Source organism: Caldibacillus sp. 210928-DFI.2.18 (assembly GCF_020554505.1).
GTDB lineage: Bacteria > Bacillota > Bacilli > Bacillales > Caldibacillaceae > Caldifermentibacillus > Caldifermentibacillus hisashii.
In genome coordinates this window covers 46434-65380 of the sequence record NZ_JAJCHL010000001.1, presented here as the reverse complement: position 1 = coordinate 65380, position 18947 = coordinate 46434, and the positions used below count along the sequence as shown (strand labels likewise).

General features: G+C 38.2%; 20 protein-coding genes and 1 pseudogene. 2 read left to right on the top strand and 19 right to left on the bottom strand.

Annotated elements, in window-relative coordinates:
- Positions 1-109 precede the first annotated feature (109 nt).
- A pseudogene (locus LIZ98_RS00320) lies at positions 110-505 on the top strand (SDR family oxidoreductase); the annotation flags it as partial.
- A gap of 283 nt (positions 506-788) precedes the next feature.
- Here the strand turns inward: LIZ98_RS00320 and LIZ98_RS00315 are convergent.
- The 16 genes from LIZ98_RS00315 to LIZ98_RS00240 form a co-directional block, all read right to left on the bottom strand.
- Entirely contained in the window at positions 789-1799 is a 1011-nt protein-coding gene (locus tag LIZ98_RS00315; RefSeq protein WP_227138639.1) for an NADP-dependent oxidoreductase, read from the bottom strand.
- A gap of 20 nt (positions 1800-1819) precedes the next feature.
- Complete coding sequence (locus LIZ98_RS00310) at positions 1820-2227, bottom strand: acyl-CoA thioesterase (RefSeq protein ID WP_034770023.1); 408 nt, start codon at positions 2225-2227, stop codon at positions 1820-1822.
- 33 nt (positions 2228-2260) lie between these two features.
- Positions 2261-3004, bottom strand: coding sequence for an SDR family NAD(P)-dependent oxidoreductase (locus LIZ98_RS00305; protein ID WP_041845196.1), 744 nt, complete (start codon positions 3002-3004; stop codon positions 2261-2263).
- Between the two features lie 30 nt (positions 3005-3034).
- A complete protein-coding gene (locus LIZ98_RS00300) occupies positions 3035-4021 on the bottom strand; it encodes an NADPH:quinone oxidoreductase family protein (RefSeq protein WP_108898011.1) in 987 nt (328 codons plus the stop codon).
- Positions 4022-4061: 40 nt separating this feature from the next.
- A complete protein-coding gene (locus LIZ98_RS00295; RefSeq protein WP_161792890.1) occupies positions 4062-4214 on the bottom strand; it encodes a hypothetical protein in 153 nt (50 codons plus the stop codon).
- 138 nt (positions 4215-4352) lie between these two features.
- On the bottom strand, positions 4353-5966 hold the full coding sequence (locus LIZ98_RS00290; RefSeq protein WP_227138640.1) for a long-chain-fatty-acid--CoA ligase: 1614 nt from the start codon (positions 5964-5966) through the stop codon (positions 4353-4355).
- Between the two features lie 117 nt (positions 5967-6083).
- Positions 6084-7757: a long-chain fatty acid--CoA ligase gene (locus LIZ98_RS00285; RefSeq protein WP_227138642.1), complete on the bottom strand. Its 1674-nt coding sequence runs from the start codon at positions 7755-7757 to the stop codon at positions 6084-6086.
- Between the two features lies 1 nt (position 7758).
- Positions 7759-8520, bottom strand: a complete 762-nt coding sequence (locus tag LIZ98_RS00280; RefSeq protein ID WP_227138644.1) for a 2-phosphosulfolactate phosphatase — start codon at positions 8518-8520, stop codon at positions 7759-7761.
- Between the two features lie 4 nt (positions 8521-8524).
- Positions 8525-9592, bottom strand: coding sequence for a phosphotransferase family protein (locus tag LIZ98_RS00275; protein ID WP_227138646.1), 1068 nt, complete (start codon positions 9590-9592; stop codon positions 8525-8527).
- A gap of 136 nt (positions 9593-9728) precedes the next feature.
- A complete protein-coding gene (locus LIZ98_RS00270) occupies positions 9729-10343 on the bottom strand; it encodes a TetR/AcrR family transcriptional regulator (RefSeq protein WP_227138647.1) in 615 nt (204 codons plus the stop codon).
- 160 nt (positions 10344-10503) lie between these two features.
- Positions 10504-11283, bottom strand: coding sequence for an SDR family oxidoreductase (locus LIZ98_RS00265; RefSeq protein ID WP_034770011.1), 780 nt, complete (start codon positions 11281-11283; stop codon positions 10504-10506).
- A 22-nt stretch (positions 11284-11305) separates the two neighbouring features.
- Positions 11306-12514 (bottom strand): acyl-CoA dehydrogenase, encoded by a 1209-nt coding sequence (locus tag LIZ98_RS00260; protein WP_227138649.1) that lies wholly within the window; start codon positions 12512-12514, stop codon positions 11306-11308.
- A gap of 243 nt (positions 12515-12757) precedes the next feature.
- The gene (locus tag LIZ98_RS00255) at positions 12758-13075 is read right to left on the bottom strand and encodes a hypothetical protein (RefSeq protein ID WP_227138650.1); all 318 of its coding nucleotides are present in this window, start codon (positions 13073-13075) and stop codon (positions 12758-12760) included.
- A gap of 228 nt (positions 13076-13303) precedes the next feature.
- On the bottom strand, positions 13304-13864 hold the full coding sequence (locus tag LIZ98_RS00250) for a DNA-3-methyladenine glycosylase I (protein ID WP_227138651.1): 561 nt from the start codon (positions 13862-13864) through the stop codon (positions 13304-13306).
- A 28-nt stretch (positions 13865-13892) separates the two neighbouring features.
- Positions 13893-14402, bottom strand: a complete 510-nt coding sequence (locus tag LIZ98_RS00245; protein WP_041901943.1) for an acyl-CoA thioesterase — start codon at positions 14400-14402, stop codon at positions 13893-13895.
- 216 nt (positions 14403-14618) lie between these two features.
- Positions 14619-14723 carry a YjcZ family sporulation protein gene (locus tag LIZ98_RS00240; protein ID WP_227138652.1) on the bottom strand — a complete coding sequence of 35 codons (105 nt, stop codon included), beginning with the start codon at positions 14721-14723 and terminating at the stop codon, positions 14619-14621.
- 173 nt (positions 14724-14896) lie between these two features.
- Between LIZ98_RS00240 and LIZ98_RS00235 the strand changes: the two genes are divergently transcribed.
- On the top strand, positions 14897-15991 hold the full coding sequence (locus tag LIZ98_RS00235; RefSeq protein ID WP_227138654.1) for a mechanosensitive ion channel family protein: 1095 nt from the start codon (positions 14897-14899) through the stop codon (positions 15989-15991).
- 58 nt (positions 15992-16049) lie between these two features.
- On the opposite strand, the gene lepB is transcribed toward LIZ98_RS00235, so the two are convergent.
- From lepB to coaW, 3 genes are all read right to left on the bottom strand, one after another.
- Positions 16050-16595, bottom strand: coding sequence for a signal peptidase I (lepB, locus tag LIZ98_RS00230; RefSeq protein ID WP_034770002.1), 546 nt, complete (start codon positions 16593-16595; stop codon positions 16050-16052).
- Positions 16596-16795: 200 nt separating this feature from the next.
- Positions 16796-17878, bottom strand: a complete 1083-nt coding sequence (locus LIZ98_RS00225) for a PRK06851 family protein (RefSeq protein WP_108898005.1) — start codon at positions 17876-17878, stop codon at positions 16796-16798.
- Between the two features lie 246 nt (positions 17879-18124).
- Positions 18125-18925 (bottom strand): type II pantothenate kinase, encoded by an 801-nt coding sequence (gene coaW, locus LIZ98_RS00220; RefSeq protein ID WP_227138656.1) that lies wholly within the window; start codon positions 18923-18925, stop codon positions 18125-18127.
- Positions 18926-18947 lie beyond the last annotated feature (22 nt).

Here is an 18947-nt window from a genome sequence, read left to right as displayed (position 1 = left end):
CCTCCTCATAGATAATTTTGCCTTTCGTGTCAAATTTATACATTTATTCATCATAATGACAAATCAATCATATTTTCCACTTTTTTGGCAATGATAACCTCATAGTAGATATTTTTATCTTACAAAAGCTTCCCTTCCCGATTTACAAAAAGGAAGTGTCATTATTAATACTTCCAGTGTTACCGCCTATCTAGGAAACGCGACTTTACTAGACTACTCAGCAACGAAAGGAGCAATTGTTTCATTTACGAGATCACTTTCCGCTTCTCTCGTGAAACAAGGAATACGTGTTAATTCGATTGCACCTGGTCCAATTTGGACACCACTCATTCCATCTACCTTTACAAGTGATCAAGTAGCAACGTTCGGGTCAACTACTCCGATGCAAAGAGCCGGTCAACCTGCTGAACTCGCCCCTGCCTATGTATTTTTAGCCAGCGAAGATTCCTCTTATATGACGGGTCAAGTTTTACACATAAACGGTGGGGAAATTGTTAACGGATAATGGAAGTGATTGACGAAAGTACATTCATCCGGTTGCTATAAGGTCAATTGTTACACTTATAATCTGATTTTATTGAGAATGCACAAAAAAACTTTATTTTGAGAGAAACATTATTTTATTTTTTTATTAATATCAAAAAAGAAGTCAAATTGTTACATACTTATTGAGAAATCGTTGAGTTCGGTACGTAAAACGCAAGAAAAAAATTTCATTGAAAAAGTTGCTTACTTATTCAATTAGGAGCTGGCCTTTTTGCACAGCTCCTAAATAGTATTTTTAAGAATTACTCATTTGATACTCGGACTAGTTGTTTTCCAATGTTTTTTCCATAAAATAAATCGATAAATGCATCCGGTGCGTTTTCCAACCCGTCAATAATCGTTTCCCGATATTTCAATTTACCTTCACTCACCCATTTTGCCAAGTCACGGTATCCTTCCGCAAAACGTTTAGAATAATTGGAAACAATAAATCCTTGCATTAAAATACTACGGGTTACTAACAGGCTTTGGAAACGTGGTCCATATTCAATTTTTTCATTATTATATTGAGAAATGTCACCACAAAGGACGATGCGCGAATGGAAATTCATAAAGCGCATCACTAGATCGGAAATTTCTCCGCCAACATTATCAAAATAAACGTCAATACCATTTGGGCAAGCTGTTTTTAACGCCTGCTTTATTTGATCTGTTTTATAATTGATAACTGCATCAAATCCCAGCTCTTCTTTTAAATATGCGATTTTTTCCTGGGAACCGGCAATACCAACGACATGACAACCTTTTAGTTTCGCAATTTGGCCGACAACCATGCCGACTGCACCGGCTGCCCCTGAGATGACAACCGTTTCCCCTTCTTTTGGTTTTCCAATATCTAGCAGCCCGAAATAAGCGGTTAAACCCGGCATTCCGATAACGCCGAGCGCTGTCGAAATCGGTGCTAAGTTCGGATCCACTTTTCGAATGTGGCGCCCGTTTGAAACGGAGTAATCCGCCCAATCAAGTTGCCCTTCTACAATATCCCCTTCTTGGAAATTCGAATGTTTCGATTCGACAATTTTACCGACTACCCCGCCGGTTAAAACTTTACCTACTTCAAACGGGTCAACATATGTTTTTATCCCGGTCATTCTTCCACGCATATAAGGGTCGACGGATAAAAAGATTGTTTGAATTAAAATTTCTCCTTCCTTAATCTCAGGGATAGCCTCTGTTACGATTTGGAAGTTTTCTTTTGTCGGCATTCCGCTTGGCCGGCTACCTAAAATGAAACGTCTGTTTTCATTTTTCATTTGAAACCCCTCACTTTCAATTACTGTGGCTGTAAAAATTGTTCTAAATTGGTCCGAACGACTTCCGGAATCGGCATTGTTTTTTGCTGTTCAAAATCGAAACTAACGAGTGTGGCTGTTCCCTTTGCGATGATGGTTCCGGAATCAGCATTGGTAATGAGATGTTCGACTGTAAAACTTTTATTTCCAATATTAGAAACAGTGGTCGCCACCTTTAATGTTTGACCTGCATAGCTCTGAGCAATATAATCACATTTTGTTGAAGCTAATATTAAATTTAATCCGGGTAAGGATTCATGATGACCGTAACCCAGTTCATTGAAAAATTTTGTCCGTGCTTCTTCCATATATAAAAAATAACTTGTATTATTTACATGTCCGGCCGCATCGGTTTCACTAAAACGGACATATACTTCAATTTCGTGCATAGCTAGTCTCCTTTTCTATTAAATTATGTATTTCTAAAGGTTTAATGTTCCTCCATCAATGATTAATGTTTCACCGGTTATAAAGGAGGATTCGTCTGAGGCCAGGAATAACACTGCATTAGCAATCTCTTCCGGTTTTCCGACTCTTCTTAATGCATTTGCCGTTGAAAGAATCGGCCATTTTTCCGACTTCTTCCAATCTTCAACGATATCTGTATCAATAATTCCGGGGGCGATGGCATTCACTCGTATATTTTTTCTGCCAAACTCGGTCGCGGCCGTTTTTGTTAAAGCGATGACACTGCTTTTGGATGCTGAGTAGGCGCTAACAAGCTTTTGTCCCTTTATCCCGGCGATGCTTGCTGTATTAATAATGGAACTGCCCGGCTCCATTTTTGGAATGACGTATTTCATTCCCAGAAAGACACCGGTCAAATTGATATTAATTACCTGTTGCCATTCTTCCAAAGAAACATCGGGCAATTTTTTCTCCATACTGCCTACCCCTGCATTGTTAAAAAGAATATCAATTTTTCCGAATGTATTCATTGTTGCTTCTGCCAATGACTGAACTTCATCCGGTTTGGACATATCTACTTTTATAAATAATGCGTCACCTCCCCTTTCTTTAATCATGCTGACAGTTTCGATGCCTTTTGCTTCCTGAATATCAGAAATAACGACCCGAGCACCTTCTTCAACAAATTTTAATGCAGTGGCACGGCCGATTCCTCCCCCACCGCCTGTAATAATGGCAACTTTATTCTGTAACCTCATCCAATCTTCCTTTCTATCTTTATTGAATTTCTATTTTGATATATTTACAATTAACTTTCCGTATGTTTTCCGCTCGGCCAAAATTTCTAATGCTTCCGGAACTTCTTTTAAATCAAATTCACGATAGATAAGAGGATGAATCTTTCCTTGTTCATAAAGGTTCATTAACTTCTGATGGATTTCTTTTACTCTTTCCGGATAAAGCTTTGCAAACAATCCCCAATGGACACCAACAATGGAATAGTTTTTTACCAATGCGTGGTTCACCGGAGCATCTGAAATTCTTCCGCCGGCAAAACCAATGACAAGGATTCTTCCATCAAAGGCAATACATTTTCGGGATTTGTCGAATACATCCCCACCGACCGGATCATAAATAACGTCTGCTCCTCGCCCATTAGTTTCTTTCTTAACAATATCCACAAAGTCATCACGTGTATAATCGATAGCAACATCTGCTCCCAATTGTTGACAAATTTTTACTTTCTCAGCTCCGCCCGCCGTAGCAATTACTTTTGCTCCAATCGCCTTACCAAGTTGGATGGCAGCAGAACCAACTCCACCAGCTCCGGCATGAACGAGTAATACCTCACCAGTTTTGAGATTTGCCCGATGATGCAGTGCATAGTAAGTCGTTTGATAGGTAATAAATATTCCGGCAGCTTCCGAACTTGACATTGAATCCGGAATTTCGTAGACGGAATGTTCCGGAATGACGACATACTCCGATAAACCGCCATTTGGTAAACCGGGGGTAGCAAGAACACGTGTGCCTATTTTGAGATTGCAACCTTCCCCAACATCTCTGACAACCCCGGAAATTTCAGAACCCGGAGTGAAAGGAAGCGGGGGTTTTTCCTGGTATTTTCCTTGACAAAGTAAAATATCAAAGAAATTTAACGCCGCCGCTTCAACTTCTATTAAAACTTTTCCCGGTTCAACAGATGGAACCGGCACTTCTTGCAATGCCAATACCTCTTTCGGTTCGCCTAATTTTGTCACTTTCCAACTTTGCATACTACATATACCTCCCTTTTTAATCGGTTCGTCTGGAAAATCAGATATGATTCCCGTAATAAACATACCCAGTTTCATTTGGGTAGTCCGTTGCATTTTGTATTAAATATTCGTGTAATGGTCTTTCACCAAGACGATACTCTAGTGTTTCCGGGATAAATTTTGGCCAACTCTTTTTTAGTACGGAACTCAAACTAACCACACCTCCAACGCATATGAACGGGAATTTTTAAACAGGTCCTCTTCTAAATTTCCTTTCAACAAAGAGGACCCGTTTCCAAACAACTGCCTGAATGTTTATAGTCTTATATAACACTTTCAACTAATTGAATTACTTTGAAACTTTCGCAGATTCTTCTCTAATCTTTCTTCTTAAAATTTTACCAACGCTTGTTTTTGGTAATTCTGACCGAAACTCAACAATTCTCGGTACTTTAAAAGCAGCCAATTTTTCACGGCAAAAACTGATTAATTCATCTTCTGATACTTGTTGACCTTCTTTTAAAACGACGACAGCTTTTACGGTTTCACCGCGATAGGCTTCCGGTACACCGACCACAACCGCTTCTTTAATCGCCGGATGTTGGTAAATCACTTCTTCTACATCACGGGGATATATATTATACCCGCTGGCAATAATCATATCTTTTTTCCGATCCACAATGTAGACATAGCCATCTTCATCCATGTAGGCAATATCACCGGTATAAAGCCATCCATCCCGAAGTGTATTCGCTGTTTCCTCAGGCATATTCCAGTATCCTTTCATCACTTGCGGTCCTTTTATAATCAATTCGCCTATTTCGCCGGGCTTTAATTCTTTTATACCATCGCCCAAATCGACAATTTTATAATCGGTGGATGGAACACCAATACCTACGCTGCCCGGCTTCCTCGGACCAAATGCCGGATTACAATGTGTTGTCGGTGAACTTTCTGACAGTCCATACCCTTCCAGAATCTTTGCCCCGGTTTTCTCTTCAAAGGTACGCATTAATTCCACATGCATCGGTGCACTGCCGCTATTACAAATTGAAATGCTGTCAAGACCGTATTCATTTACTTTCGGATGGTTGATTAATGCGATATACATTGTCGGCACACCCGGGAAGGAAGTCGGTTTTCTTTCTTTAATCGTTTGCAATACTTCTTCAATTTCGAATCGCGGTAACAAAATATTAAGTGCACCGGTATAGATTGCCAAATTCATACAGGACGTCATCCCGTATACATGGAACAATGGAATAACAGTCAACATACGATCTTGCCCCGGTTTAATCTCATCTTTAAAATACTCATAACACTGGATTACATTGGCCAGTAAATTTCGATGGGTAAGCATGGCCCCTTTCGAACGTCCGGTTGTTCCACCGGTATATTGCAATACGGCAACATCTTCACTAGCTTGAATCATTACCGGTGTCGGCGGTTTTTTTACTGATTTTAAAAAGCTGGCAAAATCAATCGAGAACTCATCCACTGCTTCTTTTCCCTCAAAATTTACAGTAATAACGCGTTTAACAGAAGTGTTTGCAATAATTTGTTTCAGTACCGGCAACAATGGTTCATAGATCACAATGACGTTTGCTCCGGAATCCCGTAAAATGTATTCCAATTCGTTCGATGTATACATCGGATTTACTTGGATTACAATTCCACCCGTTTGTAAAATTCCGTAATAGCTAATGACATACTGAGGACAATTCGGTAACATAATTGCTGCCCGATCTCCTTTTTCAAAACCATCCTGTTGCAGGCAAGATGAAAATGCACCGGCCAGTTCCCCTAACTTCGTATAAGAAATTTCTTGTCCGAAGAAATAAAGGGCCGGATGATTAGGATATTTCTTAACTGTTTCGACCAACATTTCAGGCAATGATAGATTGGGAATCTCCAACTCTGGGCGAATATGTTTTGGATAATGCTTATGCCAGACTTTTTCCATATTACCAACCTCCAAAATCGATTTAATAGATAGCGCTTACATCCAATTGCAAGATTACAAGTTTTTCTCCTTCACATCAAAATATTCATGCTAAGCATTTTTCATGCTTAATTGTAATTAGATTGAAGCTGTTTTTTGTTCCATTGCCTCTTTTTGAAGAACTCTCCATAATATTTTTCCGCTACTTGTGGTCGGGAATGTTTCGCGAAACTCTACTATTTTAGGAACTTTATAACTTGCCATTTTTCCCTTTGCCCATTCAATGATTTCTTGTTCAGTAACTTTACCTTTTGCATTTTCTTTCAAAATGATATAAGCTTTCACGGTTTCTCCTCGTCTTGGATCAGGGGCACTGACAATACAAGCTTGTTGAACAGCAGGATGTTCATAAAGAATCGACTCTACTTCTGTCGGCCAAACTTTGAAACCGGAAGCATTAATCATCCGTTTTAATCGATCAACCATAAAAAAGTATCCTTCTTCATCCATTTTTACAATATCACCGGTCCGAAAGAATAATTTTCCATCAATCTCAATATGGGCTTCTCTATTTTCTTCATCCCGTTGATAATACCCTTTAAACACTTGGGGACCATTGACAACGAGTTCACCTTCCTGATTAGGACCAAGTTCCTTTCCTGTTCCAATATCAATAATTCTTGCATCTGTATTGAAGGAAGGAATCCCAAGACATTGCATTTTTGGCCGGTCTGGCGGATTGAAATGGGTATGTGACATAGTTTCAGTTAATCCGTATCCTTCAACATATTGTAAACCGGTTCTTTTGTATAAATTTTCTCCAACAGCCTGTGGTACTGTTGCTCCGCCGCCTCCAATGACTTGTAAAGATGAAAGATCATATTCTTTAAGATTTGGGTTTGCTAAAAAGTCAATTAACATCGTACTAATATTAATCCAGTGCGAACATTGAAACTGTTCGATCGCTTTTGCCGCATAATCTCTGTCCCATCTTGTAAATAAAATAATCGTACTGCCTGCATAAATCGGTGCAAGAAGACTGTGAATAAGTCCTGTCACATGAAAAAGCGGTAAAGTCGTTAAAGCTACGGCATCTGCGGTCACATTCATCCACTGGTAAGCACTGACCGTATTGGCCTGAATGGTTTTATTTGTATGGACACACCCTTTTGGCAATCCGGTTGTCCCGGATGTATATGGAATAGCAGCAACATCATCTGCTACACCAGTATAAGGGGATGGTGAAAATCCGGCCTTTTGAACTTCTTGCCATGAAATGTCTTGTGACAATGTTTGACGTGGTGCCTTTACTTCTGGAGGTAAATTGCCTATCGCTTGTTCTTCGCTTGCATAGTCTGAATATGTGGTCACAATAATACTTTGAAGCGATGTGAAACCTTTGAGCGGTGCCACTTTTTCATATAATTCCTGACTGACCAAGGCATGTTTAATCTGACAATCCTTAATATAAAATTCTAAATCCTTTGTCAAACTCATCGGATTAATTGGAACAACAACTGCACGAACCCGTAATATAGCAAAAAAACTGATGATGAACTGCGGTGAATTTTGCATAAACAGTAAAATCTTTTCATTCGACTTTACTTGAAGTACTTTTTCCAAATATCCGGCTAACCTTTCGACTTCATCAAGCAATTGTTTGTACGTATAAGATTTCCCGTAATAGTGTAAAGCTTGTTTTTGCGGATATTTCTTAGTGGTTATAACTAAATTTTCATAAAGTGTTGTTTTCGGTACTGTTAAAGTTTTTGGCAACCGTGCCGGCCAATACTGAAAATGAGTTGAATTCATCTTATTCCTCCCTTTTATTTGCGACTTTTTCTTTCTTTATCGATATCAATCTTTTCTCTTCTAAAGTCAAAATAAGTGGCAAAGCGCCTTTTTGACTGACAAATAACAGATCTTCGTCATAATGGTATTTTTGTAAATTCATACCTACCCGTGATTGACGGAGAATTTCATAGGAGTCTTCAGCTCTATTTTCATAAAATAATTTTGCCGCCAATGAACTATCGGTTAACTCAACCTTTTCTTCGCCGAATTCCTTAACAAATTGTGCAATGAAATAACCGGCACCATAGAAATCTTCTAAACAAAAAGTGTTTGATGAGCCTGAACAAACTACGATAATCGTTTCTTGATGAATATTCCTTGCAATATGTTTACTTACTGCTTCACCATTAAGCAAGGAAGCAACATAGAGTTTTTTGGCATTTGAAGAATTTCTAATGGCTACCGTTCCATTTGTAGTTGATAAAATAACCGTTTTCCCTGAGACCTGCTTTTTAAATACAGAAGGCAAAGGATCGAAAAAGCCTTCAATAGTAATTCCGTTATGTTCCCCTATTAAAACGACTTCATCAGGAGGATACTTCCTTGCTTCCTGTAATGCTTCGGTCGCGTCCAAAACAGGGATAACCTGTTTTGCATCATAATGAAAACAAGAAGCAATGACAGATGTGGCCATGAGCACATCAAATACAACGGCAATTTTTTCCTCATTCATTTGTACCGTGTCGATTTCTTCTTTTTTTAAAAGTGTATGGATTTTCAATGGTTCACACACCTTTACTATAGTTCAAAGCATGATGAATCAAACTTTCAACTGTTTTTTGAAATTTGGCAAAACGTGGATCACTTGTTTGCCCTCTTTTATATCGATAATAGATTTGTTGACAAATAACCGCTAGTTTAAAATAAGCAAAGGTCAAATAGAATTGGATATGACTTAAATCCCTGCCACTCTTCTTTGCATATCGTTCAATAAATTCTTCTCGTGTAAAGAAGCCTTCTTTCGTTGTTACTGATTCCGCACCGAATGCTTTTTTCAATTCATCAGGATCCTTTTCTTCCACCCAATAGCTGAGAGCGGCGCCAAGATCAGCGAAAGGATCACCAATTGTTGTCATCTCCCAGTCAAATAGTCCGACCATTTCATTAAAATCAGGCGAGAACATGGCATTATTTAATTTATAATCATAATGAATAATCGTCGGTTCCGGGGATGTCGGAATTTTTTTCGCAAGCCAATTGGTTAACTCTTCTACACCGCGAATTTCATCGGTTTTGGAAAGTGCGTACCGTTTTGTCCAGCCTGCTACTTGCCTTTCCATAAATCCATCCGGTTTCGCCATCGTCATTAGTTCTGTCTTTCGGTAATCAATTTCATGCAGTTCTACGAGTTTATCAACCATCAATATCGACAGGTTCCGACCCAATTGCGGGGTATAGGTCACCCATTCAGGAAATTCGGTATCGACAACAACCCCGTTTCTCCGTTCCATGATAAAGAAAGGACTTCCAATAATTGATTCATCATCCGAAAAAATGTATGGTTTTGGAGCTGTCGGATAATACGGATGAAGGCTTGTTAAAATCCGATATTCACGGTGCATGTCATGTGCTTTCGGTGCAACCGGTCCGTGGGGAGGCCGTCTTAGAACCGCTTCCCAATTTCCGATCCGTAATAAATAAGTTAAATTGGAATGACCTGCCCCGAATTGTTCAATCTCCAACGGTCCATCAGGAATAAACGGTAAATTTTCTTTTAAAAATTTTGTCAGTGTCTCTTTATCTAATTCTTCCCCTTTTCTGACACTGATTGTATCATGATAGGAATATCCCACTATCCGCACCATCCTTTACGCTATGATTTCGTTCGTCCAATTTAGCGGAAAAGGAAGAAACCAGAGCAATCCTTTCCGCTTATTGATTTTTTTAACAACAGAGAATCTACTTATCTGTAAATCTGACGAGCACTTTCTAGTTCTTTTTAAAAACGTTTTGTGTGATTGTTAGCTTTCGTTGATGATCTTTATCCAGTAAACCTGTAAGCAGCAATTCTGAATAAATTTTCACCAGTTGATCCGGCGGGATTTCTCCATCCGGTGTGTACCAGTTGTAACTCCAGTTTGTCAGTCCAAGGAGAGCAAACGCTAATATATCTGCAGGGAGCTGATTTCTGAAAACACCTTGTTCCTCCCCTGTTCTGATAACCATTTCAATATTTTTACGAAATTGTTTTCGAATCTTTTTAATCGTATTGATATGATTTTCGGATAAATGTCGCATTTCCCGAAAATAAATACGTGCCCGGGGTCCATTTTCGATAAGATCGTCAATTAACAGCCGAATAATTTCGATCAGCTGCTCCTTTGGTGACAGCGTTTTATTTGCGATTATTTTTGTTTGTCTGTCCAATAGGTTCGTAATGTATTCATTATAAATATCCATCAATAATTGTTCTTTGCTGGAAAAATGATAATAAAAAGAGCCCTTCGTTACTCCTAATTCATCGACAATATCTTGGATAGACGTCGTACTGAAACCTTTCTTTTCAAACAATTCAATTGCTTTTTCAATTATTTTTTCTTTCATCTTCTTCAAACCTCGCTTGATTGTAAATTCACTTTTTTATCGTCTATCCATAATCATTCTTTACCCTACCTCGCCAGTAACACCCCCACCTCATGATTTTCAAGTTGACAAAAAGATTGGTGAGGGATATAGAAACCCACCTTGATGGAAGTTTCACTTATCAGGCGTAAGCACTCGATCCTCCGTCGACCTTAATAATCTCTCCTGTCACAAAATCCGACGCTCTTGAGGCCAAGAATAGTGCAGCACCTTTTAAGTCTTCATTACTGCCGAACCGCTTCAAAGGCGTGTTCGCCAGAATTTTGTCTCCTCCTTTTTCTATTAACGCATTTGACATTTTCGATGGAAAAAATCCTGGCGCAATTCCATTTACATGAATGTTGTATTGTCCCCATTTTACTGCCAAATCTTTAGTAAATGTTATCACTGCACCTTTACTTGTATTGTAACCAATCGTATTCATCACTTCCGGATTCGTACCGCCAAACCCGGCAATGGAAGCAATATTAATGATTTTACCGCTTCCCTGATTAATCATGATTCTTCCTGCTTCTCTACTCATTAAATATGTACCCGTTATATTTACATTAATAACTTTCTGCCAAGCTTCAAAAGGCATATCGAGAACAGGCGCCCCCCAAGTGGCTCCACTATTGTTGACCAAAATATCAACGGTGCCAAATTGCTTAACCGTTTCATCGACAACCTTCTTTACATCATCATGTTTACTGACATCACAGGCTAAAGCTATTGAGTCAATTCCAAAATTCTTTTTTAACTCTTCACTTTTTTCTTGGCATTGTTCCAGTCTTCTTGAACAAATCACTACATTTGCTCCGGCTTCAGCAAATGCCTCTGCAATTTGCGCACCTAGTCCTCTACCTCCACCGGTTACAATAGCTGTTTTGCCATCCAATCTGAATAAATCAAAAACTCCCATTTGAATTCCTCCATTCTCCTTATTATGAATATTTCTTCAGCTCCAATTTTGCAATTTGCCGGCGATGCACTTCATCCGGACCATCGGCAATCCGAAGTGTTCTTGCATTTGCCCAATGATAAGCCAAGGTGAAATCATCACTGACCCCTGCTGCCCCAAATGCTTGAATGGCTCGATCAAGTACCCGTAAAGCCATGTTCGGTGCAACAACTTTGATCATCGCTATCTCCGTCTTTGCCTCTTTATTGCCGACTGTATCCATCATATATGCCGCTTTTAGTGTTAATAAACGTGCTTGTTCAATCTCAATTCTGGAATTGGCAATCCATTCTTGGATAACACCTTGTTCAGACAGTTTTTTTCCAAATGTCTCCCTTTCATGAACACGCTTACACAAATCTTCCAGTGCACGTTCCGCCAGTCCGATTAATCGCATACAGTGGTGAATCCGACCTGGTCCGAGACGTCCCTGTGCAATCGCAAAACCTTTTCCTTCCCCCCAGATGATATTTTCAGCCGGTACCCTGACGTTTTCAAAGGTAATCTCCGCGTGTCCATGTGGGGCATCGTCATAACCGAAAACCGGAAGCATTCGTTCAATCTTTACCCCCGGCGTATTCATTGGTACAAGAATCATCGATTGTTGCTCATGTCTTGGGGCATCCGGGTTTGTTTTCCCCATGACAATAGCAATTTTACAACGAGGATCGCCTGCCCCTGATGACCACCATTTTCTCCCATTGATGACATATTCGTCACCGTCTTTCACAATACTAGTGGAGATATTCGTCGCATCACTGGACGCTACATCCGGTTCCGTCATGGAAAAACAAGAGCGAATCTCTCCGGCAAGCAAAGGTTCCAGCCATTCTTTTTTTTGTCTTTCAGACCCGTATCGTACTAACACTTCCATATTACCAGTATCCGGTGCGTTACAGTTAAAGGCTTCAGGCCCTATTACAGAACGCCCCATGATTTCACACAACGGGGCATATTCTAGGTTTGTCAGCCCTGCCCCATATTCGTTGTCCGGCAAAAATAAATTCCATAACCCTTCCGCTTTTGCTTTCTTCTTTATTTCTTCAATAATTGGAGGAATTGAACCGAAACGGTCACTTTGTTGGTTTAATTGATTTCTATAAATCTTTTCATTTGGATAAATATACGCCTCCATGAATTCAGTCAATTTCTTTCTTAACTCTTGCACTTTATCAGAATACGAAAAATCCATTTGACATTCCTCCAGTACTCTTCAATTTCCGGAACATACTACATGGTATGTTCCGAATTTTAGTTATATTATAGCAAATATTAAAAGGTTTTCAACATTTTTTTAAAAAATATTAATTACAATCTCTCTTTTTCTATTTATTTGAAAACTTTATCCCTTAAGGATAAAGTTAAACAAACGAAAAAATAAATAAGGAAGCAATGTCCTTCACTGCTTCCTCTGTTTTTGTTCCTTATAATCGATTTAGTATTGCCATTGTCCCCAATATCCAGGACCATATCCCCAATTATATTCTGGGCTCGGGTTGCCCCATCCACCATACCCGCCAAATCCACCATACGGGTAACCATATCCCCAGCTAATCGGATAGGGATAGAAGTGATGATGACCGTGATGATGGTGGCCGTGGTGGTGATGCCCATGATGATGTCCATGGTGATGATGCCCGTGGTGATGGCCATGGTGATGATGACCGTGATGCCCGTATTGTTGTCCACCATACCACCCGCCATATTGTCTTAACAATTCTTCTTCATTAACAGGGTTATAAAATTGATCCATCTTTGCATACCTCCTCATAGTCAATACACCATAAGATTATGTACATAACCAAGTATAGGTGCATGACTATGAAGAAATGGGTTTATACCTATTTATCCCACCTTAACGGCAAGTCGACACCCCCACCTCAAGATTTTCGAATTTATAAAGAAGGTTGGTGGAGCCCGGTGCGTCCGTTCGGGTCAACAAACTATCAGTAGGGTATGAAGAAACCCACTTATGAAAGTTTCACATTATTTCCTCGTAACAAAAACAAGATTGTATATGATCATTGACGATTCCGACAGCTTGCATATATGCGTAAACAATTGTAGGACCGACAAAAGAAAAACCATGTCTTTTTAATTCTTTGCTAATCTTGTGGCTTTGTTCCGTTTGACTTGGAACATCTGTACTTGTTTTCCACTCATTTTTAATCGGTTGCCCATCAACAAATCCCCACAAAAATGATGAAAAAGAACCATATTTCTTTTTTATCTCTATAAATGCTTGAGCATTACGAATGGTTGAACGAATTTTCCTTTCATTTCTAATTATTCCTTCATTCCGTAATAATTCTTGCACTTTTTCTTCTATGTAACGGGCAATTTTTTCAACATCAAAGTTATCAAATGCCACCCGGTAATTCTCTCGTCTTTTTAAAATCGTAAGCCAATTCAGACCTGCTTGAGCACCTTCCAGAGTTAACATTTCAAATAATTTTTGGTCATCAAAAACAGGTCGTCCCCATTCAAAATCGTGGTAATGAATATAAAGCAAATCATCTGTCACCCAATCACATCGATTCATGTCATTCGCTCCTCTATTCAACAAATTTTCAGTTTTTTCTTGATATTAAATCTATGAGACTTTTGCTTTGTAATCTTCTTGTTTTTCGATGTTTTGCCCGTTCTTCCCCGGTATCATGAAGCCATTTTTCATATTCTGTTTCAGGAACCACTTTCGGGACAGGATTTGGTTTCCCGTCTTCATTTAACGATACGAATGTTAAAAAAGAAAGTGCCGCTAATGATTTTTTCCCTGTCATTAAATGTTCAGAAGTTACTTTAACCAAAACTTCCATTGAAGAATTCCCTGTCCAAGTTACCATTGCCTCTAAAGTGACCGCATCGCCTTCCCGAATTGGTTTTATGAAATCAACAGAATCGATGGACGCAGTGACAACAGGGGTTTTGCATAACCTCAGTGCAGAAATGGAAGCAATATCATCTATGTATGAAATTAACTTACCGCCAAACAGTGTTCCATGCATATTCGTATCTTGCGGAAAAACAAGTGCCGTTTTAATTGCAATCGTATCTTTCATAAAAACTTTTTGTTGTTCCATTATTTTCACCTCGTTTTCATTATAACAACAATAAGGGAATGAAAGAAAGCTAATTATCGTTATACAGGAATGTCCAATCAATCCTTTAGGCGATCACAAAACACCAAAATAATTCCATTTGCGAAAGTATGGGTATTCCAATAAATATGTTTTGGGAAAAATATCTTTCATTGAAAAAGGAAAGCTGCTATAATGCTAGCAGCCTTCCTTCTTCCATTAGTAACCTACATAAGATGCTCCTACAATAATCAATAGGATAAACAAAACAACAATTAAGAAGAAACCAGAGCCGTATCCAACTCCACCCTCAGTGTATCCCATTAAGCTTCACCACCTTTCACTTACATAACTAAAATATGCAGGTGAAAGGAAACGGACAAGGCTATTTTCTTATAAATAAAAAAATAGATGAACAACCAGATTCATGTTACACTATAAACATATGAATAGTCAGATTCAATGTAATACTTTTTCAATAGTAAAGGAGTTTTTTTATGAGTTGGGATTTTTTTCTCGAATACAAAACGTTAACAGATACCCTAAAAGCCATTTGTATCTTTTTATTATTTTTGTTGTTCCGTAATTTGTTCAGTAAATATGTATTTAAATTCATCCTTAAAATATCAAAAAAGACACCGACAGAATTTTTTACGAACGTGTGGCTTTCCTTTGAGAAACCGATTCGTTGGTTTTTTGTCGTTATCGGTATTTATCTGGCCGCTCAGTTCATTCCATATTTCAACCCAAATAATGCGTTATTTTTAAAGATTTACCGTTCAACCATCATTTTATTAATTACATGGGGGTTTTATAATCTTTCTTCTACATCATCCGTCATCTTTCAAAAATTAAACAGTCGTTATGATCTTGAAATTGATCAAATTTTAATTCCTTTCTTATCAAAATTACTTCGTGCGATTATCGTATTGATTAGCATTAGTGTCATTTTACAAGAGTTTAACTATAATATCAGCGGATTAGTTGCCGGTCTCGGAATCGGCGGGTTAGCCATCTCCCTTGCTGCACAGGATATGATTAAAAATTTTATTGGCGGACTAGTCATTATTTTTGAAAAACCTTTTTCGATAGGTGATTGGATTAATGCTACCAGTGTAGAAGGCACAGTTGAAGACATTAGCTTTCGAAGTACATTAATTCGAACCTTTGACCAAGCGCTGGTTACCGTACCAAATTCGTCTCTTGCCGCGACCAATATCATCAACTATAGCAAGATGGGAAAAAGAAAAATTGATTTTCGAATTGGCATCAGTTACAATACACCGATTGACAAAGTAGAACAAGCCATTTTCCGTTTACGTGAGATGTTACAAGCACACGAAGGGATTCATCCGGAAACGATTCTGGTCACTTTTGATAAATTATCCGAAAGCAGTTTAGAACTGTTTTTCTATTTCTTTACGAAAACAACGGTTTGGTCGGAATATTTAGAAGTTAAACAGGAAATCAATTTAAAGATTATTGAAATTTTAACTGAAGAAGGAATTGAAATTGCGTTTCCAAGCCAAACCCTATATATAACGGCAAGCAATAAAGAAATTATACAGAAAACTTTCGGTACAAACGATTAAACAAAAAAGCAAGGAATCGGAGTCATTCAGCTCCATCCTTGCTTACATGTGTTACGCATTATTTCCGTATCCCTATTTCATTAAACGGAAAAAATTGAAACTTAACTTCACCAATAACGGAATCAAAAGATATAAATCCGAATTGGCGACTATCATAACTGACTAAGCGGTTATCTCCCAAAACGAACAAGGAATCTTTAGGGACAATCGTTTCACCCGTTAATTCTTCCAGCGTGAAATCTTCGGTTATTTTTCTATACTTATGACTCTTTTTTATTTTATCTAAATAAGGTTCATTATATTTTTTTCCATTAATATATAACTCATCATTTTTCATCTCAACTTTATCACCCGGTAATCCGATTACCCGTTTTATATAATAATCTTTGGATTTTGGTGCATCAAATACGATGATATCGAATCGCTCAATGGAAGTATTTTTACCAATTATGATTCGATCATTATCAGAAAACGTCGGTTCCATCGATTCACCATATACTGTAGTTGGTGAAAAAAGGAATTTCTGAACTAATATAACGATAATAAATGCAATAAAAAAAGATTTTATCCAAGACAGCAATTCCTTTGTTGCTGATTTTTCCACGCTACTCTCTCCTTCATTCAGGGTTGACCATATTATACCCCTTAAACAACTGAAATAACAATCAAACGAGATGATATATGGATAGGAGAAAGGCAAGACGTCTTTCAACAATAATTTTATCCCAACTTAACGGTGATTCAAGACCCCCACCCCAAGATTCTGGATAGGTGGGGGATGAGCTGCCTCCATGCGTCCGAGGTTTAACTTAGTTTTTTCAATTCTTCATTAATTTGATTACGTATGCCGTCTACTGTTTCAAAATCCATTGCTTTTACATAAAAAGATTCTAACTTATCGCGAAGTTTTTTTGTCTCAGCCAAATGGTGAATACCTTCATCCATCTTATCTTTATATTTTTTTGTCCAAAAAGAAATTTCTTCAGCATATTTTTCATCTGTTCCTGATTGGATTGTTTCCTCATACAAGTCAATGATCTCGTCCTTTTCCCTTCTCGGAAAATATTCATGTGGTGCAGTACTATCAAAAATAGCAAATTGACATTCGCGAACAATTACCATATCTAAACTATTTGGATCAAATCCGCAATGGTACACTTCCACATGAAATCCTTGCTTTTCGGCTGCATGAGCAATTTGTTTCAACATAGTCGACTTACCGCTACCTGCCCGGCCTTTAATAAAATATCGATTTTCCACATCCTCTGTTAAATTTTCTACAAAATCAACCGGTCCCACAGGTGTGGTCGCCCCTAAAAAGCGGTGTTTTACTATGCCATTTCCTGTCTTTGATTTTTCAGGTAACAGTTTCTCAATCCATTTATTTGTAAGTTGGGCTGCCCGATCAAAGTCAATATTTCTGATATAAATTTTCTCTAATTCATCATGATTTGCAAGACCTTCACGAAAAGAACAGTATGCGGTTTGAAAACCTGTATTGACACGATTGCTTAATGAAAGAATCTCCTCTTTATGCTGTAAAAGTTGGTTGCGATTCCAAGCAATGCCTAAATTAACATATTCTTCAATAACACCGGGATATTTAGGTTCTATAATATGCGGTTTCGTTCCGTCGACAATACCGGCTTTTAAATGTGGTATGATAACGGCATCTAAAGAATCCACATCTGAGGAACAATGAATCCATTCAACCGCATACCCTTTATCTCGCCATTCACGGCCAATTGATTTAATTATTGATGATTTTCCTGTACCCGGTCCGCCTTTTAAAATGAATAATCTATCCAAATCTTGGAAATTAGATTCAAAGAAATGAACAAACCCCTTTGCTGTATTCCCGCCGGCATAATAATTTAATTCTTTCAAAGTACCAACTCCTAAACAATAAGATTCCCAAAATTTATCCGTACAATTACATGATCTCTTTACGTTCATGTTCAAAACTTCGAGGAAACACATTTTCTAAATTCAGAGTCTTATTTTTAACGTAAAGAGCGGTAAAAAATAGGAAGACTTTTTCCCGGACGCCTTAAACATCCTCTTCATTCATAAATATGATTCTAAATGAAATAGGTGAATGCCTATTTGCAAATATATGGAGTTGGCTTAATTCTAAAGTAAATAAGCTCCAATGGCACCGGCAAATGCGCCGTTTGTAGGAAATAAAGCTTCGCGACCGAGGGATTGGGAAAATTCACCCAGCACTTTTCTTAACATATGGTTCCCACTCAAAGTACTACCAACAAAAACAAGTTTACTCACATCTTTTATTTGAGCAACTTGATTCGCCAATAAAATAATCGTCTCTGCAATTAATTGAATCGTACTTGCTAATTGGTCATCTTTCGTTGCATCCTGGGAAAGATGTGCTTTGCCAAAATTAGCAGCCGTTAAATCCCCGATAAGAGGCGTTTCATTTGATCCGTATATATCACGAACAAGAAGATCTATTTTTTTCCGGTCGCCGGATCCAGCTCGTTCAACTAATTCTGTAAAATTACTGGTACCTGCCAACAATGTACCAAGTCCAATGAATGTTCCTCCCCCAATCCCTGTACCTATAACCCTTTCAAAATTGGAGGGGGTTACATGATAAATGGATGTCCCTGTTCCGATGCTGATTAATATGAATTCTTTATGTAATAAATGAAATTCTTGTTCTAAAAGATAACGGGCCCCTTCTGCCATTGCTTCAAATTCATTGACAATGGTAACAGGATGTGAAGTTTTTTCTTTAACTAAATACGATTTCCCGCCTGTCACGACCAACTTTGCAGTGGGAACGGTCATATTCAACCATTGAATAAAACTGTCTATTTCTGTTATTGCATATTTCCGATAGTGAAGCTCACCCTTATCTTCAAAAACCATTTTTACAAGACTGCCACCTGCATCAATTCCAATTCGATTCACGAGTCATCGACACCTTTATTTT